The organism is Humitalea sp. 24SJ18S-53, assembly GCF_050632385.1.
Classification (GTDB): domain Bacteria; phylum Pseudomonadota; class Alphaproteobacteria; order Acetobacterales; family Acetobacteraceae; genus Humitalea.
Genome location: NZ_CP192599.1, coordinates 1,173,372 through 1,191,458 on the forward strand (window position 1 = coordinate 1,173,372; position 18,087 = coordinate 1,191,458).

Below are 18,087 nucleotides of genomic sequence, written 5' to 3' on the forward strand. Positions count from 1 at the left end.
TCTCCCGCCCGCTGCGGGTGACACCGGCCCACGTCCGAGGGGGCGATTTTGCGAGCCGTACTTCGCGCATCCCGCGACGTCCGCTAAGGGGAGGCGCATGACAGCCAATATTTTCGCCGCGATCCGCGATCAGGTGATTGCAGCCGTATTGTCCCTGCACCCGGGCTTGCCGCCCGAAGTGTTGGGGCGGATCCAGGTCGAACCGCCTCGCGATTCATCGCATGGCGATATGGCGACCAACGCTGCCTTGGTCTGCGCCAAGCCGGCCGCGCAATCACCCCGAGCCTTGGCGGACGCGCTGGCGGCGGTGCTGCGCGGTTATGCCGATATCCAATCGGCGGTGGTCGCGGGGCCAGGGTTCGTGAACATGCGAATGCCGGCGTCATTTCTGCTCACGCAGATCCCGACCGTGCTCCGCATCGGCGAAGCTTATGGCGACAGCGTTCTCGGCGCGGCCAAAGCCGTAAATGTCGAATACGTATCAGCGAACCCCACCGGTCCCATGCACGTCGGCCACTGCCGAGGTGCCGTGGTTGGCGACGCGTTGGCCCGATTGCTGGCGAAGGCGGGTTACGCGGTAACTAAAGAATACTACATAAATGATGCGGGCGCTCAAGTGAATGCATTGGCCTGGGCGGCATATTGGCGTTATCTTGAATCTATTATGCGCGCTTCTCCGGCGGTATTGAACGAAAAATTCGAATATATTGGCCGATCGGATAGCGGGGGCATTATCGAATCTGCGGATTTTCGTGCCCAAGTTGAACGGGAGTTCGATATTTCTCTTCAGTATGGAGGAGATTATCTGATCCCAATCGGCGAAGATTTGTTGGCGAAGCATGGGCTAGCGCTTCTGCCCGTCGACCGTGCCGCACCGGACGCGGAAAGGCTGGCGATCTGCCGGGAATTTACGGTGAACGCCATGATGGCCGAGATCCGGATCGACCTGGCGGCCTTGGGCGTGTCGCACGACGTGTTCATCTCTGAAGCCGCATTGGTCGCGGCCGGGGGTGTTTCTCGGGCTATGGCAGTCCTGAATGCAAAGGGCCTGATCTACGAAGGCATTCTGGAACCGCCGAAAGGCAAAGTTCCCGATGACTGGGAGCCGCGGTCGCAGACCTTGTTCCGCTCTACGGATTTTGGTGACGACGTCGATCGGCCACTGCTCAAATCGGATGGCTCCAACACCTACTTCGCCAATGACATCGCAAACCACGCCGACAAGATCTTTCGGGGTCAGCAGGCGCTCGTACAAGTATGGGGGGCCGACCATGGCGGTTATGTCAAGCGAATGCAGGCCGCGGTTGCCGCCCTGTCAGACGGTACGGTTCCCCTGGATGTGGTCCTTTGCCAGATAGTCAAGGTCGTGAAGGACGGCGAAGTCGTCCGTATGAGCAAGCGCGCGGGTACTTACGTCACTCTACGCGATTTGATCGATGAAGTCGGGCGCGATGCAGTACGTTTTACTATGCTGACGCGAAAATCCGATGCTCAGATGGATTTTGATTTGAACAAGGTTACTGAGCAATCACGCGATAACCCGGTCTTTTACGTGCAGTATGCGCACGCACGCTGCCGGTCGGTTCTGCGGGCGGCTGGTGATCCACTTCCCCATGACCTCACCAACGCGCCGGTGGGCCTGTTGGTTGATACGGCCGAACTGGACCTTGTCCGTTGCATGGCGGCCTGGCCGCGGATCGTCGAACAGGCGGCGATCGCGCGAGAGCCCCACAGGATTGCCTTCTATCTCCATGACTTGGCGTCGAGTTTTCATCTACTGTGGAACCGAGGTAGGGACGATTCGACACTGAGGTTTATCCGCGAGGAGGAGCCTGAGGTCACACGGTCCCGTTTGGCGCTTGTGGCGGCGGTCGCGACGGTTATCCGATCTGGGCTTTCCGTGATGGGTGTCGAACCAGTCGAGGAGATGCGCTGACACCGGCGCGTCTGAGCGACCTGACTTTGGGGCAAAAGGTTGCGCGTGACGGCGTGCCAGGGGGTTTTCCGTGAGCGACGTACCCATTCCATCGTATCGCATTCGATCTTCGGGCGATGGGGCGGGCTTCGGCTCATCTCGACGAATGTTGATGATCGCAGCGGCCATCCTGGCTGTGGCCGGTGTGGGTTTGGCTGTGGTGTTCGGCGTCAGTCGGTTGACCGGCACGCGATCGGTGCCGCTCGTTGAGGCTGATCCACGCCCGATGCGCGTGCGTCCGTCCGAGCCTGGCGGTATGCAGGTGCCCAATCAGGGCGAATTGATCTTCAATCGCGATGCGCGTCAGCGAGATTCTGCGGCTCAAGGTCGGTCCGCGGCTCTGGCGCCGCAGTCTGAGTCGCCAGACCTCGCGCGCCTTCGCCAGCAGGCCAGCCCGCCGCCGGCGACAGGACCGGCGCAGCGAGCCGGTGCGCCGCCGTCTCAGCCGCCGACCGTAGCATCCCAACCCGCGGCATCGGGGGCTGCTACCGCCGGTGCTCCAGCCGGAACTGCACGCGCGCCACAAACCGCCCCTGTTGAGAGCGCTTCGACCGTTGCGCAACCACGTACTGCCGTGCCGCGGCCGGCGGGCCGTTCCGTGGTACAGCTTGGCGCACTGTCATCGGACACGGCCGCACGGGCCGAATGGGACCGGCTTACGCGTTTGTTGCCGTCTGACTTTCAGGGGCGGCAGCCGACCATTTCGGCCTTCCCCAGGGAGGGGCAGCCGACGCTGTACCGCCTTCGCGCGACGGGACTTGCCGATGCAGAGGCTGCGCGGGCGTTCTGTGATCGTGTCAAGGCGCGTGGTGGCGCTTGCAGCATTGTTGGCGGTTGAGCAGCGCCCGCATGCCCATGCTTGATCACCTTGAGCAGCGGGCAGCCGTGGTGGGTATCGCGGGACCCAGTCTGGCGCGCGAAGAAGCAGCACTCTTCGCCACCCATCCTCCCGTCGGAATCATTCTGTTCCGGCGAAATATCCAGACCCCCGCCCAGCTCCTGTCCCTGACGACATCGATTCGAGAATGCATCGGCGCTGACGCGTCGATTCTCGTGGATCAGGAAGGCGGTCGGGTTGCGCGCCTTCGTCCGCCGCTATGGCCCGCATTTCCACCTGTTGCCGCGTTCGAAGGGCAGGTGGCTGAGGCAGCATTTGAGAGTGCGGCAGCGATGGGATCTGTCTGCAACGCCGCCGGAATCGACGTCGTTTGCGCCCCCGTTGTCGATCTACGCGTGGCGGGCGCTCATGACGTGATTGGCGATCGCGCTTTCTCGGCGGATCCGAATGAGGTCGCTCGCCTCGGACACGCGGTTGTCGCGGGCTTGCGGCATTCGGGCTGCGTTCCGGTTATGAAACACATCCCGGGTCACGGCCGGGCCTTGGCCGATAGCCACGAGGCACTACCGGTCGTAACGGCCGCAACGGATGTCCTTGGTCGAGACGTCATCCCGTTCCAATCGCTGGCGGGTGCGGGGGTGTGGGCGATGACGGCCCATATCCTTTATCCGGCCTGGGATGCGGATCATTGCGCGACGTTTTCCCGCCGAATTATTGACGAGGTTGTTCGCGGCGAGATTGGCTTTGATGGTGTGCTCATCACGGACGACCTCGCAATGGGGGCGCTCGCGGGGCTCGCCGACCGTAGGGCAGGGTCAGCATTGGACGCTGGTTGCGATCTGGTCCTTCATTGCACAGGCATGATCGCCGAAACACGGTCATTGCTTGTGGATTGCCCTCGCGTTACCGAACGTTCGGCGCAGCGCATCATTGCGGCACGATGCCGCGGCACGACAGGTGCAGCCAACTGGCCCATTGGTCCCTTCGCGCGAAGCGACGATCCCACGGCGCGCGCGCCGTGATGGACTGGCTGCCCGAGGTCTCGGCCGCAATCCTGGCTGCGATACTGGCCATCACCCTGCACGAAGCGGCGCATGGCTACGCCGCCTTGGCGGAAGGCGACCCGACGGCGAAGGAGAACGGGCGCCTGTCACTGAATCCGCTGCGACATGTGGACCCTGTGGGCACGCTGATGCTTCCCGGCTTTCTGGTGGTGTCTCAGTTGCTGGCGATCGGCCGTGTCGAGACGCTCTTTGGCTGGGCCAAGCCGGTTCCGGTCGATCCGTTTCGGATGCGCGACCCCAGATGGGGAATGGTCCGTGTCGCTGCGGCGGGCCCCGCAGCGAATTTCGTCCTCGCGTTCTTGGCGGCCCTTTTGGCGCACCCCTTGCAGTGGGTGGCGCCGGCTATTCCGTTGGATGTCGCAGACTGGCTGATGCGCTTCCTGGTCCTGTTCATATTCGCCAATCTGCTGCTTGGCTTGTTCAACCTTCTGCCCATACCGCCATTGGATGGCGGTCGCATTCTTGTCGGGGTACTGCCGGCTGCGCTCGCGCTGCCCTTGGCGCGGATGGAGAGGTTTGGGCTGCTGATCGTCCTTCTCGCCCTGGTTGTTTTGCCGCAACTCCCCGGCGGGTGGGATCCGGTGGGTTGGGCATTGAGAAATGTGGTCGCAGCCGCGTTCAGGGCCGTCTTGATGCTGGCAGGTCACGCGTGACGGCCGATCCCACCATGACGGTGCGCCTGGATGGCTATGAGGGGCCACTCGATCTGCTGCTCGATCTTGCTCGTGCGCAGAAAGTCGATTTGGCAAAGCTTTCAATCGTTGCGCTGGTCGATCAATATCTGCTCGTCATCGCGGACGCACATGCGCTCCGCTTGGAACTTGCAGCCGACTGGCTCGTGATGGCCGCGTGGCTGGCGTGGCTCAAGTCGCGGTTGCTTGTTCCCGAAATTGAGGCGGATGAAGATGCGGTGACGCCGGAGGCCCTTGCGGGTCAATTGGCGGAGCGCCTTTTGGAACTGGAGCGTATGCGGCAGGCAGCGCTTTGGCTCAATCGCCAACCACAGCTTGGGCAAGAGGTCTGGGCGCGGGGCTCCCCCGAATCGTTCACTGTGGAAGATCGCAACAGCATTTCGGCCGACCTGCCGGCACTCCTGGCCGGTTATTCGGCGGTCTTGCGTCGCCTTGCCGCGCGGCGTCCCTATCGCCCAAAGCCCCGTCGCCTTTGGACCGTGCAGGAAGCCGTCCAACGCCTAGCCGGTTTGTTGGGAGGAATGCCGTCCTGGGCGATACTTTCGCGCTTTCTGCCGGACGGAATCTTGGATCCCTTCGAACAACGAGCGGCGACGGCCAGCACCTTGATCGCCAGCCTGGAACTGGCGCGTGACGGGCGGCTGGACATTCGCCAGGAGCAAGCATTCGGACCCATCATGCTGAAATTGCGGGAAAATGAGGCGTCCCATGCAGCCTGAAGCCGAAAGCGCTGGTGTCGACGGCGCTCCGATCGCGGATTTAGTGCCAACCAATCCGGGCAGCGACGCGGGAAACGCCATGCCCGAACCGGCGCTGCGGATTGCTGAAGCGCTCCTGTTCGCGTCCAGCGAACCGGTGCCTCTGAGTCACTTGCAGAACGCTCTTCCCAATGGCGTGTCCGCGCGGGAGGTTTTGGCTGCCCTGGGAGAGCGTTACGCGGGGAGGGGTGTTATCCCCGTGGCAATCGCCGGGGGCTATGCGTTCCGTACGGCACCAGATCTCGCGGCTGAGCTAACCCGGATTGTTGAGGTCCCGCGGCGCTTGAGTCGCGTGGCGATCGAAACGCTTGCGATTATTGCGTGGCACCAACCATGCACACGCGCCGATGTTGAGGACATCCGTGGCTCTGCGCTTTCTCAAAACACGCTGGATGCGTTGCTGGACATGGGGTTGATTGCTCCCAAGGGGCGGCGGGAGGCACCTGGCCGACCGACCCTTTGGGGTACAACGCCCGCCTTCCTCTCGCAGTTTGGTCTTGCCAGCCTGGCCGACCTTCCGCGGCGCGAAGATCTGCTGCCGGGCGCCGGCAGCCTCCTGCCGAAGCCGCAATGACGCTGGCCCTGACGGGCGTGCATCACGCCTATGGAGAGCGGAAGGTTCTCCGTGGCGTCGACTTGACCGTCGCTGCTGGCGAAATTGTATGCCTGCTCGGCCCATCGGGCGACGGCAAGACGACAATGCTTCGTCTGGTTGCCGGGTTGGAGCCGTTGCAGACGGGCATGATCGATATTGCGGGCCGGCGGGTGGCCGAGCCTGGGCGGGAGATTGCCCCGGAGAAGCGCTCTGTCGGCTTCGTGTTTCAGGATTACGCCTTATTTCCGCATCTGACCGTCGCCGACAACGTCGGTTTTGGGCTGCGAGGTGTTGGGCGGGGCGATCGGCGAGCGCGTGTTCAGGAGGCGTTGGCGCGGGTCGGGTTGGCGGATTTCGCGCGGGCTTGGCCCCATACGCTATCGGGGGGGCAGCAGCAGCGGGTGGCGCTCGCGCGGGCGCTGGCGCCCCGTCCGGCGGTCCTCCTGCTCGACGAGGCCTTCGCTAGCCTGGATGCGCGGCTTCGAGAGCAGGTGCGCGACGACACACTTCACGTCCTACAGGAGGCCGGGATCGCGACGCTGTTGGTCACGCACGATGCCGAGGAGGCCTTGTTCATGGCAGACCGCATCGCGCTGATGCGGGATGGCCGCATCGAGCAACTGGGCACTCCTGCTGATCTTTATCTTCGCCCAGTGACGCGTTTTGTCGCGACCTTCCTGGGCGAGGTCAATCGCTTGCCGGCTCTGGTGACGCGCGGGGTCGCTGTGACCGCGCTGGGCGCTGTCCCGGCGCCGGGGTTGGCTGACGGCGGGGCCGAGGTGTTTTGGCGGCCGGAGGGGCTTGGCTTGGCTGAAACGGGCGTGTTGGCTGAAGTGGACGCGTGCCGGATGCTGGGAGCCACGACGCTCGTCCATTTGACGGTCGTCGACGGGGCCGGTGGGGTGCACCATGTCCACGCGCGGCTGCCGGCCGGGACAGTCCTGCCGCGTGGGGCGCGCGTTCACCTGTCCGCCGATCCGGATCGTGCTTTCGCATTCCCACCTGAGATCAAGCAGGCGGAATTCATACGTGCCGAGGCCTCCCCGCCAAGGTGACTGCACCCCACATTGGCGAAGGGCCCAGCTTCTGCTAACCCCCGGCCTCAGACTCTCAGCCCCGTAGGAGCGCATGTTCGACCTAGCTTGGTCAGAGATCGCCTTGATCGCCGTCGTGGCACTCGTCGTCATCGGGCCGAAGGACCTGCCTGATGCGGTGAAGGGCGTCGCGCGGGCGATTCAGAAGCTCCGGCGCATGGCGGGCGAGTTCCAAACGCAGGTGGACGAGGTCGCCAAAGACGCCGGGGTGCAAGAACTCCGGCAGTCGATCAACGAGATCCGTAATTTCGATATCAAGGGACAGATCGAAAAAGCTGTTGATCGCGACGGTGACCTAAGAAGTACGTTTTCACAGAATCCGCTGTCGCCAGATACCCTGCCGCCCTCACCGGCCTGGACGCCGCCGGCTAGCGATGATGCGATCCAGGGCGCTGACGCTCCGGCTTTTGTGCCGCCAGGCGTTGCAGCGGCGACTGCGCCCTATATTCAGCGTCCTGCGGCGACCGAACCGAAGCTGGATGATGCGCCCGCCTTTGTCCCGCCTGGCGTCGTCCCTTCGGCTGCACCGGACATGAATGTCCCCTCGGTGGGCACCGATGCGATGCCCGCCGCTACAGACCTTTCATCGCCAACAACAGCGAACGCCACAGTTCGGCCGGCCGCAGTTTCGCCGCCTACCTGATCAACGCGCGTATCCCGAGAACGACAGGACGATAGACTGTGCCGCGCGACCCGGAAGACACCATCGACGACAAGCCGATGCCGCTGCTCGAGCATCTCATGGAGTTGCGTACGCGGCTGATGTGGTCGGCTGGCGCATTTCTGATTTCTTTTGGGATTTGCTATTATTTTTCATCCGCGATTTATGGATTTCTTGCAAAGCCGCTGGCCGATATCTTGCATCAGCAAGGTGGTGGCGAGCGTCGGATGATTTTTACGGCTCTCTATGAGGCGTTCTTCACTTATCTAAAAGTCGCTTTTTTTGGCGCCACGTTTATTTCTTTTCCAATATGGGCGACGCAGCTTTGGTTGTTTATCGCGCCAGGGCTTTATCGGAGTGAGAAGCGGGCGATCACGCCCTTTCTTGTTGCTTCGCCATTTCTTTTTGTCGCTGGCGCTGCTCTTGCATATTATTTCATTTTTCCACTCGCCTGGAAATTCTTTATATCATTTGAAACGCCACCAGGCGGCGATGCGCTGCCGGTGCAACTTGAGGCAAAAGTTAGCGAGTATCTGTCTCTGGTCATGCATATGATTCTGGCGTTTGGTATCGCATTTCAGCTTCCAGTTTTGCTGACCTTGTTGGCGAAAGTTGGCATTGTTAGCGCGGATGGACTGAAGAAGGGGCGTCGATACGCGATTGTCGGCATGTTTGTTGTGGCGGCAATCATAACTCCGCCAGATATTATTAGCCAGATCGGTCTCGCGATACCGCTCATTCTTCTGTACGAAATATCTATTCTTGCTGCGGTCATGATGGAGCGCGACAAAGCGAAGCGTGAGAAAGAGAACACCTGATGCACGACATCAAATCGGTACGGTCGGATCCCGTCAGATTCGACGCTGATTTGGCGCGTCGTGGGCTTTCGCCGTCAGCCGCATTGCTTCTGGCGCTTGACGATGCCCGGCGGGAAGCGATCACGCGGTCGGAAGCCTGGCGGCAAAAACGGAATGCCCTCAGCCGCGATGTTGGCAGCCTGAAGGCTGCGGGTGACCACGACGCAGCGAATAAGCTGATCAGCGAGATCGCGGCGGATGAGGCAGGGTCCACGACCGCCGTGACGGTGAGCGAGGCCGCTCTGACCGAAGCGCTGGAGGAGCTGCCAAACGCGCTGGATCCGGCTGTGCCGGATGGTTCCGATGAACGTTCGAATGTGGTCGTGCACCAGCATGGTGCTCCGCAGGAGTGGAGCTTCACGCCGCGTCAGCATTTTGACATCGGCGAAGCCCTGGGTTTCATGGATTTCGCTGGGGCGGCAAAGCTTTCTGGCAGTCGTTTCACCGTTTTGCGCGGCCTACTGGCACGACTTGAGCGTGCTCTCGGCCAATGGATGATTTCCCTGCAGACGGAAGATCACGGATATATGGAAGTTGCCCCTCCGCTTCTGGTTAACCCGGAGGCGGTGCGTGGCACCGGTCAGTTGCCGAAGTTCAAGGACGATCTGTTTCAGACCACGGACGGGCGTTTCCTGATCCCGACAGCCGAAGTCCCGCTGACCAATCTGGTTGCCGGTGCGATCCTGGCGAAGTCGGAACTGCCCATCAGGGTGGCAGCATTGACGCCTTGCTTCCGCGCGGAAGCCGGAAGCGCCGGCCGCGACGTGCGCGGAATGCTGCGGCAGCACCAGTTTCAAAAGGTCGAGATGGTGTCGATCACTCTGCCGGACGAGAGTGAAGCCGAACACGAGCGGATGACGACATGCGCTGAGGCGGTGCTGACCGCATTGGGGCTGGTTTGGCGTAGAGTGTTGCTCTGCGCGGGCGACACTGGCTTCTCGGCTGCCAAGACCTACGATCTTGAGGTTTGGCTACCGGGGCAGGGGGCATGGCGTGAAATATCATCTTGCTCGAACTGCCATGATTTCCAGGCGCGGCGCATGGGCGCGCGCTTCCGCCCGGATGGGCAGAAAGGAACGGCATTCGTCCATACGTTGAATGGTAGTGGCGTGGCGGTTGGCCGGGCGTTGATTGCGGTACTCGAGACCCATCAACTGGCGGACGGGAGTGTCCTCGTTCCGCCGGTCTTGCGGGCGTGGATGGGCGGAATGGAGCGGATCTCCGCCGGAAAGGCCGTGTGAGACGTAAGCATCCGCCGAGGGCGGCGGCGCGGTGAGAGTTATGCGACAGCGGCGTCTTTGGCCTGGCCGCTCTTCCAGTTCCAGGGCAGCAATTCGTCCAGCCGGGAGACCGGGTGGTCGGCGATCCTGGCGAGCACGTCGGCCAACTCTCTCGACTGTCCGGTTTGACGGGGACAACTCCAGCATGGCTGAACAAGGCCCACGCGCCAAACTGATCCGATCCAGGCATCGCGCACCGTCACAGGCAAGTGCCAGGGATAGAGAATCGCGTCAAAATCAACGCCGCGAGGGATTTTTCAGCAGCCACCTAATAGCGGCAGCCCAATACCTCGTAGCTAGCAGCTTCAGCTAGTCGCATTTTAAGCCATTTGCAGTCGCGTACGTACAGCGTGTTGGGAAATGTCGGACTCTGAAGCAGCGTCAGAGAACGCCGTGTCGGATCGTAAACGGCGGCGGAGAAACCTGCCTCCGTCATTGCGGCATGAACGACCGAGTCGCCGCCGCTGTCGACGGCACCTCTGCCGTTGGTTTCGATAATAGCAGCGCGCAGGGTGGACGCGGAGAGAGTCCGCGGACCGCCTCGAAGGATCTGCGCCTCGTGCCCCTCAACATCCAGCTTCAGCAGGAGGGGAACCGCTCCGCCAAGAAGGGCGTCGAGTGTGCTCATCGCCACGGTGGCCGCTTCCTGGGGGACGTCGTGGCATATGATGCGGTTTGTGGTGCCCAGCCCCGCGGAAAGCCGTGCAGTGCCATTTATCTCGCCAAGCGCGACGGGATGGGTGGTCACCAAAGCCTCGATTTCATTCAATCGTAGGTTGTCCGCCAGATGCGGCAATGCCGCGTTTGCGGGCTCCACTGCGCAAACCGTCGCACCGCAGACGCCTGCCGCGAGCACTGTGTAGATACCGATGTTCGCACCGACGTCCATGAAAAGGTCGTTGGGCCGAAGGAGATGCAAAAGGAAGCCCATTTCTCCTGGATCGGTCAGTCCGACGTAGTAGCTACCTGTGGCGGACGACAGGCCGCGTCGCAGGATCAGGCGCGTTGAACCGACGTAGCGGCCAATCATCGGCATCCCGCCAACACGGGATGCCACTTGCCATCGCAAAACGCGGCACAAGGCAGCCCACGGCGCTTTGCCAGCAAGGGGATGAGCCCATAGATGGCGAAGGAGACGGATCGCAGTACCCATGCTCGCCACCCTATTGATTCTCGCGTGTCACATCACGCATGCGGTCGGAGCACATGCTGGATGGCAGGCGACCGCAACGTGACGTGCGTGGGCTGCGAGGCACTTTCCACGCCCCTACCGGTTTAAGAATCAACCTTCACGCCGTGGCGCGCGGCCAAGTCCAAAACGAACTGCCAGGCCACACGTCCCGACCTGGCGCCGCGACCGACCTGCCAAGCCTGTGCTTCCCGGCGCAGCGTGTCGGGGTCCACCTGGATGCCTAGAGCGGTTGCATAAGATTCCACCATCGCGAAGAAAGTGGGTTGATCGCAATTGTGGAATCCAATCCACAGACCAAATCGATCGGAGAGGCTAACTTTTTCCTCTACTGCCTCCGCTGGGTTTACTGCGCTCGATTTTTCATTTTCGATCATGTCACGCGGCATAAGGTGGCGACGGTTTGACGTGGCATAGAAAATGACGTTCTTCGGCCTGCCTTCGATTCCCCCGTCGAGAACTGATTTCAAAGCTTTGTAGTCTGCGTCCTCGCGCTCAAAAGATAAATCGTCGCAAAAAACCAAACATTTTTTGCTGTGATTTCGCAAGTGATTCAACAGCTCAGGCAGGGTGCAAATATCCTCCCTGGCGATCTCAATCAAAGAAATACTGCCTGGCTCAGCGGCGATGACCGACGCATGTGCTGCTTTGACAAGCGATGATTTGCCGGTGCCGCGCGCGCCCCATAGCATGGCGTTGTTCGCTGGCAGTCCCCGAGCAAATCGCATGGTGTTTTCCACCAGGAGTGCCTTCTGGCTTTCGATACCCTTGAGAAGCCCGATGTCGACGGCCGCGACCTTTTGAACCGGGGAAAGGCGAGCAGGCGACGGGTGCCAAACAAAGGCGTCGGCCCCGATAGGGGAGGGCGGCGGAGGGGCCACCGGGGAGAGTCGCTCGAGTGCCTCGGCGATTCGGGTAAGCAGAAGCGAGTCCAAGGCAGAATTCCAGGATTGACGGGAAGGGGCCTGAGGTTAGGTTCCGCCGCGAAACCTCACAAGCTGGAGCCTCCATCCCATGTTCATCTCGCCTGCCTACGCCCAAGACGCTGCCGGGGCCGGTGGCATGGTGATGCAGCTCGCGCCACTGATCCTGATCTTCGTCGTTTTCTACTTTCTGCTCATTCGGCCTCAGCAAAAGAAGATGAAGGACCATCGTAAGATGCTGGGCGAGCTGAAGCGCAACGATAAGATCGTCACCTCTGGCGGCATCGTTGGGCGGATCGCCTCGGTCAAGGAAGGCTCTGAAGAGATCGAGGTCGAGATCGCACCGAACGTGAAGGTGCAGATCGTCCGCGGGACCATCGCCAGTGTGATTCGGCCCGAGGCCGCCAACGACACGACGCCGGTAAAGGCGTGAACGACTGATCGGCCGTGCGCCGGCTACTGATTCTGCTGCTTTGCGCCGCCACGCCCGCGATGGGGGAGCCGGACGAAGCGCCGTCTTACTATGTCGGTCGTCCTGTCCTAGCGCTGGCGGGGCATCCCGATGTGGGTGCATTGCTCCGCCAGGTCTCGGGAGGTCACCAACGGGCTTTGGCCGCTGCTTTGCGTGCTCCTGGCCCCCCGATCGCACTCGCCGACGGGCGTTACCTTTTCGCGCACGCCTGCCTTGAAGCGGGATGTTCGACGGATGGCGTTTTCTTCGGCTTCGATGTGACGGCGGCGCGGGTCTTCCTGCTGCTGACACGGGATGGATCATTGGTTTTACAGGTGCCTCCACGCCGGGCACCCTGGCCTGCAGCACTCGCGGGCCCCGTCGCGGCGTTCGGTGCCGCACCGCGGCATCTAACCTTCGAGGACCCCTGAAATGCGAAGGGCCGCCGGCTCTCGCCGGCGGCCCAAACGCTCAGAAACTTCAAAAGCGGATCAGGCCGTCTGGCCGCTGGACAGGCCGCCCTTTTCCATCAGGGATTCCACGACTTCCCAGTTGATCAGCTTGTCCAGGAAGTTCTGCAGGTAGTTCGGCCGCACGTTGCGGAAGTCGAGATAATACGCGTGCTCCCAGACGTCGGCGCCGAGGATCGGCGTGCCTTCGCCGGTCGCGATCGGATTGGAGCCGTTCGGCGTCTTCGTGACCTTCAGCTTGCCGCTCGGGTCCAGGATCAGCCAGGCCCAGCCGGAGCCGAACTGGGTGACGCCGGCCTGCTTGAAGGCCTCCTTGAACTGCGCCAAGCCACCGAGGTCGGCCGTGATCTTTGCGCCGATCTTCGCTGGCAAGCTGTCACCGCCGCCACCGGGCTTCATGACCTGCCAGAACAGGGTGTGATTCCAATGTTGCCCGGCCTGGTTCAACACCGGCAGACCATCGGCGCCGGCGCGCCCCGCTTCGGCGACGATGGTCTCCAGGCTCTTGCCGGCCAGGCCCTTGGCCTCGATCAGCCCATTCAACGCGGTGACATAGGCCTGATGATGCTTGCCGTGATGAAGTTCCAGCGTCTCCTGGCACATGCCGGAGGCCGCGAGCGCGCCAGGGTCGTAGGGAAGGGGGGGGAGGGTGAAAGCCATGTGCGGTGTCTCCGATGCCAAAGGCTAAACCGAGGTAGGGGGAGGTCCTGGCAGCGTCAACCGGTCGTCCAAGATGGTGCAATGCGAGACCTTGGGATAAGTCGCGACATGCCCCGTGACATATCGCCGATCATGGCATTCGCCCGCCGAGCGGATCCTGATCGCTTTCTTTGCACCCTCTTCGCGCCTGCCGCAGTGCGGGAAACCTTGTGTCTTTTGATGGCGTTCAACTACGAGTTGGCGCGGGCGCGCACGGCTGCGCGCAATCCAATGGCTGCCCTCATCAGGCTGCAATGGTGGCGAGACGCTGTGGCCGAAGCCGCTGCGGGCGCCGCGCCGCGCCGGCATGAGGTGGCCGAGCCGCTTCATGCGGCAATCCGTGCCGGGAGGCTTCCTGCGGAGGCGCTTACGGCACTGATTGACGCCCGTGAAATCGAGATCGACGAGGATGGCATCTCGAGCAGCGTCGCCTTCGGTGCCTATCTGCGTGGTACGGCGGGCGGGCTGGCGGTGCTGACCGGGCGCGTCCTGGCAGCCCCAGGGACCGTGATGCCGTGTCTTGAGGCGATGGGCGCCGCCTATGGGCAGGCCGGCGTGTTGCGCAGCGTTGGCGCCCATGCCGCCCAGGGGCGCTGCCTGCTGCCGGTCGATGCACTGGCCAGACATGGGCTGTCGCCGCACAGCGTCATGGTGGACCCCAGTGTCGCAGGTCCCGTGCTGCGAGATCTGGCGCGTTCCGCGCTGGCAGCGCTGCCGTGTTGCACCGTGGCAGGCGGTGCGCTGGCGGCAGCGCTGCTGGTTGTATTGGCGCGGCGTGACCTCGTCGCACTTGCAGCAGGGCGCGCCGTCGCTGCGCCACGTGGCGTTGCTGACCGCCTGGCCGTTGCGATGGCGGGCATTCGCGGACGCGTTCACGTTCGGCCGCTTCGCGTAGCCGAAGGGGGATGTCTGCCTGGCCATCGGGAAGGTGGAGGCTGATCGCCCGGCGTCGTAAATGGGACCCGCTCTGGCCAGAACACGACCGGGATGCCCTTGTTTCAGAGGCATCGCGCCGAATCAGACATGCTCACGGTGCTCCGTCGATCATTTGACGGCGTGTTTGGGCGGCTACGCGTCTGTCTTGGGAAGGGCGTTGCCACGGCTGGCGGGGCCCCGACCATGCGGCTATACGCTCCGCCGTATGAAGGCCATGGCACCATCCTCATCGACTCTCATTGTGACATCTGCCGATCACCCAGACTACACGGGCCGGGCGCTTGATGATCTCAAGGAAGGTTTTCGCGCATGGCGATTGTCGCTCGCGCTTGCGCGGCTCGATTTGCGCAATCGCTATCGTGGGTCGGTACTTGGCCCTTTTTGGTTTACACTGTCGTCTGCTGTGATGGTCGCCGGGCTGGGACTCCTGTATTCTCAGCTATTTAAGATAAATTTGACTGATTATCTTCCCCATCTGGCAGTCAGTTTGATCGTCTGGCAGATGATCTCCGGACTTATAACTGATGCCGTAGCGTGTATGACTGGTGTCGAAGGTGTAATACGTCAAGTTCGTTTACCATATACTGTCCACGCGCTGCGCTGCACCTTGCGAAATGCGCTTACTGCGCTTCATCAGATTCCATTGATTGTGTTGGTGTTCGTTGTTCTGGGTCATAATCCGGGATGGAGTGCGCTTCTCGTTATTCCTGGAATTGCTATTTTGTGCGTAAATGGGTTTGCGTCCTGTATTTTTCTTGGAATGGTTTGTGCCCGCTTTCGCGATGTGGGCCACATTATTGGAAATGTATTGCAGCTCGCATTTTTCCTGACGCCCATCATGTGGAAGCCGGATATGCTTGGCGATATCAAAGTGTGGCTGCCGCTGAACCCTTTCTATGCGCTGCTGGAAACACTTCGGGGTCCCTTGGTGGAAGGCGGCGGAGCCCCGCTGGCTTGGCTCGCAGCTTTGGTTTTCACGAGCGCGAACTGCGCTATCGCCTTCATGTTTTTCGCGCGTTTTCGTTCGCGCATCGCATTTTGGGTCTGATCTGAAATGGCTGCTCACATCGAGGCAACCCGCCTGGCGGTCGCGTTTCCACTTTATCACGCGCCAGCACGCAGCTTGAAAAAGCGTTTACTGTCCAAGGCTGGAATTCGCGTTCGCACCGACGAGAGCAACAGGGTCGTTGTGCAGGCCCTGCACGATCTGTCATTTGAAATTCGGCAAGGCGAACGTGTCGCCCTCGTCGGGCAGAACGGCGCTGGCAAGACCACACTTTTGCGGGTTCTTGCGGGAATTTTTGAACCTGTTGCGGGATCCCTTCGCGTGGATGGGGAGATCGGCAGCCTGATCGATCCCGGGGCAGGCATGGATCCCGACAGCACCGGTCGGGAGAATATCCGTCTGCGCGCCCTCTACCGAGGGTTGGACGATGCCGCGGCCGCTGAGCTTGAGGCGGAGGCCGCTGCGTTTTCCGGTCTAGGCGAATTTCTGGACGTGCCGATCAGAGGCTACTCCGCCGGCATGGCCGTGCGCCTGTCCTTCGCCATGGCGACCGCCATGCAGCCCGCCATCTTGCTGATGGACGAATGGTTCCTCGCCGGCGACGCCGATTTCATGACGAAGGCAGAAGAACGGCTCGCGCAACTCGTGCAGGGATCGGAAATCATGGTCATCGCGACGCACGACATGGCTGTCGTCCGCCGATGGTGCACCCGAGTGATCCGTATGGAGGGGGGCAGGATTATTGGTGATGGCACGCCAGACGAAGTGATTGGATAGAGGGAGCCAAGCCGCGCTTGGAAGCCCGCGCGCATGTGGCGACACGGGCTCATCGAGGCGTGGAGGAATTTCCCGCCCCATAGCGCGTCCACATTTGCGTCGTCAGACCGGCTTCTGACCCTTCACCACGCAGCGATGCAGCAACCGCCGCTCCGTGCTTTCGAAGGCTTCGCGCCGGTGCATCGTGCAGCGGTTGTCCCAGATCAGCATGTCGCCCAGCCGCCACTGCTGCGTCCAGATGAAATCGCCGCCCAGCACATGCGCCCATAGCGCATCGAGCAGGCGCTCGCTGTCCGCCACCTCCAGGCCCAAGACATAGGCGTTGCTGCGCTTGCCCAGATACAGCGACGGCCGCCCGGTTTCCGGATGGGTGCGGACGATGGGATGCACCGCGCCCGCGATGTCGCGGATATCGCCGCTGGCCGGCGCGACGGTGCCCGGCCGCTGCTTGCCGGAGGACACATAGACCGCATCATGCTTGATGCTCCGGCCCGCCACCCGCGCCTTGAGCGCTTCCGGCAGCGCCGCATAGGCTGCTTCCATGTTCAGATAGCTGGTGTCGCCACCGGCCGCCGGGATCTCCAGCGACCGCAGCAGGCTGGCCGAGGGCGGCGTATCGACGAAGCACATGTCGGTATGCCAATCGGCTTCCCCGGCGCCGAGTTCACCGACCGGCTTGCCGTTTTCGACGATGTTGGAGATTTTCACGATCTCCGGAATGCCCTCGACATAGACCTTGCCGGTCAGCCGCGTGCCCGGATTGAAGTCCAGCTCCCCAAAGCGGCGCGACAGGGCGACATGGGTGGGGTCGTCGATATCGACCCCCCGCAGGCGGATCACCAAATGATCCAGCCAAGCCTGGCGGAGCACGGCGAAATCAGCATCGGTCAAATTTGCGAGGTCCGCGCCCTCGATATCCGCGCCCAGGGCGCGGCCACTGGGGCGCACCCGGATGGTGCTGCCGACATGGTCCAGCATCGTTGTGTCCTCCCACGAACCAGCGAAGGCTAGGCGCGGCGTTGGGCGAAGGTCAAGGTAAAGTGGTCTGACCAGTTGACGGGTCTGTCCGCCGAGCCCTAGCCTTCCGCCATGGCAGTCAAGGCGCACCAGGATTTCCCGACGCTGAAGCTCATCCGCCCCAAGCGGATGTATGAGCAGATCGCCGAGCAGATCGAGGCGCTGATCCGCGCCGGCACCTTCACCGCCAATGTCCGCCTGCCGGGCGAGCGCGAATTGGCCGAACGCATCGGAGTCAGTCGCCCATCCCTGCGGGAGGCGTTGATCGCGCTGGAAACCGCCGGGCTGATCGAGACGCGGATGGGCGACGGCACCTATGTGCGCCAGGACCTCGGCGGTTCCCCCATCTTCCCGCTCAGTGCGGCCGGCGACCTCGGCCCCGGGACGCTGGAGCAGTTCGAGGCGCGCCGGGCGCTGGAATGCGCCGCCGCCGAACTTGCGGCGACCCGCGCGACGACCGACCAGCGCACCGCGCTGCGCGATTGCCTGGCGCGGATGACCGCGCTGGTCGAAGCCGACACCAGCCCCGCCGAGGAACATGAAGCGTTCCACCTGCTGCTGGTCGATGCTGCCCACAATCAGATTTTTTCGCGCACCGTGCGGGACCTGTGGCGCGCCCGGCAGGGGGCGATGTGGGAGACCCTGCGCCGCAAGGTCGAGAACAAGGCAAGCTGGCGCGCCGGCCTGGTGTTTCGCGCGCAGCTCATGGATGCGCTGGAGGCGCGGGACGGCGCCGCAGCGCGCGCCCTGATGGACGCGCATTTCCACCGCGTCGGGCGCAACTACTTCGATCCCAAGGAATAGC

19 protein-coding genes and 1 pseudogene are annotated in these 18,087 nt (G+C 62.3%); 15 read left to right on the plus strand and 5 right to left on the minus strand.

The features are described 5' to 3' along the window. Nucleotides 1–97: 97 nt before the first annotated feature. From ACQW02_RS05715 to serS, 10 genes are all read left to right on the plus strand, one after another. Nucleotides 98–1,936, plus strand: a complete 1,839-nt coding sequence (locus ACQW02_RS05715) for an arginine--tRNA ligase (protein ID WP_431284308.1) — start codon at nucleotides 98–100, stop codon at nucleotides 1,934–1,936. A gap of 295 nt (nucleotides 1,937–2,231) precedes the next feature. Continuing rightward, nucleotides 2,232–2,813 carry an SPOR domain-containing protein gene (locus ACQW02_RS05720; RefSeq protein WP_431285866.1) on the plus strand — a complete coding sequence of 194 codons (582 nt, stop codon included), beginning with the start codon at nucleotides 2,232–2,234 and terminating at the stop codon, nucleotides 2,811–2,813. Between the two features lie 11 nt (nucleotides 2,814–2,824). After that, a complete protein-coding gene (nagZ, locus tag ACQW02_RS05725) occupies nucleotides 2,825–3,835 on the plus strand; it encodes a beta-N-acetylhexosaminidase (protein ID WP_431284309.1) in 1,011 nt (336 codons plus the stop codon). Then, nucleotides 3,835–4,530, plus strand: a complete 696-nt coding sequence (locus ACQW02_RS05730; RefSeq protein WP_431284310.1) for a site-2 protease family protein — start codon at nucleotides 3,835–3,837, stop codon at nucleotides 4,528–4,530. Before nagZ ends, ACQW02_RS05730 begins: the two co-directional genes overlap by 1 nt. Continuing rightward, the gene (locus ACQW02_RS05735) at nucleotides 4,527–5,288 is read left to right on the plus strand and encodes a segregation and condensation protein A (RefSeq protein ID WP_431284311.1); all 762 of its coding nucleotides are present in this window, start codon (nucleotides 4,527–4,529) and stop codon (nucleotides 5,286–5,288) included. The genes ACQW02_RS05730 and ACQW02_RS05735 overlap by 4 nt, the downstream gene beginning before the upstream one ends. After that, the gene (scpB, locus tag ACQW02_RS05740; RefSeq protein WP_431284312.1) at nucleotides 5,278–5,901 is read left to right on the plus strand and encodes an SMC-Scp complex subunit ScpB; all 624 of its coding nucleotides are present in this window, start codon (nucleotides 5,278–5,280) and stop codon (nucleotides 5,899–5,901) included. The genes ACQW02_RS05735 and scpB overlap by 11 nt, the downstream gene beginning before the upstream one ends. After that, nucleotides 5,898–6,977, plus strand: a complete 1,080-nt coding sequence (locus ACQW02_RS05745) for an ABC transporter ATP-binding protein (protein WP_431284313.1) — start codon at nucleotides 5,898–5,900, stop codon at nucleotides 6,975–6,977. Before scpB ends, ACQW02_RS05745 begins: the two co-directional genes overlap by 4 nt. 73 nt (nucleotides 6,978–7,050) lie before the next feature. After that, complete coding sequence (gene tatB, locus ACQW02_RS05750) at nucleotides 7,051–7,659, plus strand: Sec-independent protein translocase protein TatB (RefSeq protein ID WP_431284314.1); 609 nt, start codon at nucleotides 7,051–7,053, stop codon at nucleotides 7,657–7,659. Nucleotides 7,660–7,736: 77 nt separating this feature from the next. Further along, complete coding sequence (gene tatC, locus ACQW02_RS05755) at nucleotides 7,737–8,495, plus strand: twin-arginine translocase subunit TatC (RefSeq protein WP_431285867.1); 759 nt, start codon at nucleotides 7,737–7,739, stop codon at nucleotides 8,493–8,495. Continuing rightward, complete coding sequence (gene serS / locus ACQW02_RS05760) at nucleotides 8,495–9,775, plus strand: serine--tRNA ligase (protein WP_431284315.1); 1,281 nt, start codon at nucleotides 8,495–8,497, stop codon at nucleotides 9,773–9,775. Before tatC ends, serS begins: the two co-directional genes overlap by 1 nt. 38 nt (nucleotides 9,776–9,813) lie before the next feature. On the opposite strand, the pseudogene ACQW02_RS05765 reads toward serS, so the two are convergent. The 3 genes and pseudogenes from ACQW02_RS05765 to ACQW02_RS05775 all read right to left on the minus strand — a co-directional run. Next, nucleotides 9,814–9,921: pseudogene (locus ACQW02_RS05765) on the minus strand (transposase domain-containing protein); the annotation flags it as partial. A 161-nt stretch (nucleotides 9,922–10,082) separates the two neighbouring features. After that, nucleotides 10,083–10,844 (minus strand): FkbM family methyltransferase, encoded by a 762-nt coding sequence (locus tag ACQW02_RS05770; protein WP_431284316.1) that lies wholly within the window; start codon nucleotides 10,842–10,844, stop codon nucleotides 10,083–10,085. Nucleotides 10,845–11,089: 245 nt separating this feature from the next. Then, nucleotides 11,090–11,938: an ATP-binding protein gene (locus ACQW02_RS05775; protein WP_431284317.1), complete on the minus strand. Its 849-nt coding sequence runs from the start codon at nucleotides 11,936–11,938 to the stop codon at nucleotides 11,090–11,092. 79 nt (nucleotides 11,939–12,017) lie between these two features. Here ACQW02_RS05775 and yajC point away from each other — a divergent pair, with 79 nt between their 5' ends. Further along, nucleotides 12,018–12,359 (plus strand): preprotein translocase subunit YajC, encoded by a 342-nt coding sequence (gene yajC, locus ACQW02_RS05780; protein WP_431284318.1) that lies wholly within the window; start codon nucleotides 12,018–12,020, stop codon nucleotides 12,357–12,359. A 509-nt stretch (nucleotides 12,360–12,868) separates the two neighbouring features. Here the strand turns inward: yajC and ACQW02_RS05785 are convergent. Beyond that, on the minus strand, nucleotides 12,869–13,507 hold the full coding sequence (locus ACQW02_RS05785) for a superoxide dismutase (protein ID WP_431284319.1): 639 nt from the start codon (nucleotides 13,505–13,507) through the stop codon (nucleotides 12,869–12,871). Between the two features lie 108 nt (nucleotides 13,508–13,615). Here ACQW02_RS05785 and ACQW02_RS05790 point away from each other — a divergent pair, with 108 nt between their 5' ends. The 3 genes from ACQW02_RS05790 (at nucleotide 13,616) to ACQW02_RS05800 (ending at nucleotide 16,265) form a co-directional block, all read left to right on the plus strand. Further along, a complete protein-coding gene (locus tag ACQW02_RS05790) occupies nucleotides 13,616–14,485 on the plus strand; it encodes a squalene/phytoene synthase family protein (RefSeq protein WP_431284320.1) in 870 nt (289 codons plus the stop codon). 202 nt (nucleotides 14,486–14,687) lie between these two features. Continuing rightward, nucleotides 14,688–15,530 (plus strand): ABC transporter permease, encoded by an 843-nt coding sequence (locus ACQW02_RS05795; protein WP_431284321.1) that lies wholly within the window; start codon nucleotides 14,688–14,690, stop codon nucleotides 15,528–15,530. A gap of 6 nt (nucleotides 15,531–15,536) precedes the next feature. Beyond that, a complete protein-coding gene (locus tag ACQW02_RS05800) occupies nucleotides 15,537–16,265 on the plus strand; it encodes an ABC transporter ATP-binding protein (RefSeq protein ID WP_431284322.1) in 729 nt (242 codons plus the stop codon). Nucleotides 16,266–16,367: 102 nt separating this feature from the next. On the opposite strand, the gene ACQW02_RS05805 is transcribed toward ACQW02_RS05800, so the two are convergent. Continuing rightward, nucleotides 16,368–17,243, minus strand: coding sequence for a TauD/TfdA dioxygenase family protein (locus tag ACQW02_RS05805; RefSeq protein WP_431284323.1), 876 nt, complete (start codon nucleotides 17,241–17,243; stop codon nucleotides 16,368–16,370). Between the two features lie 111 nt (nucleotides 17,244–17,354). On the opposite strand from ACQW02_RS05805, the gene ACQW02_RS05810 reads away from it, so the two are divergent. After that, a complete protein-coding gene (locus tag ACQW02_RS05810; protein ID WP_431284324.1) occupies nucleotides 17,355–18,086 on the plus strand; it encodes a FadR/GntR family transcriptional regulator in 732 nt (243 codons plus the stop codon). The last annotated feature ends 1 nt before the right edge of the window (nucleotide 18,087 follow it).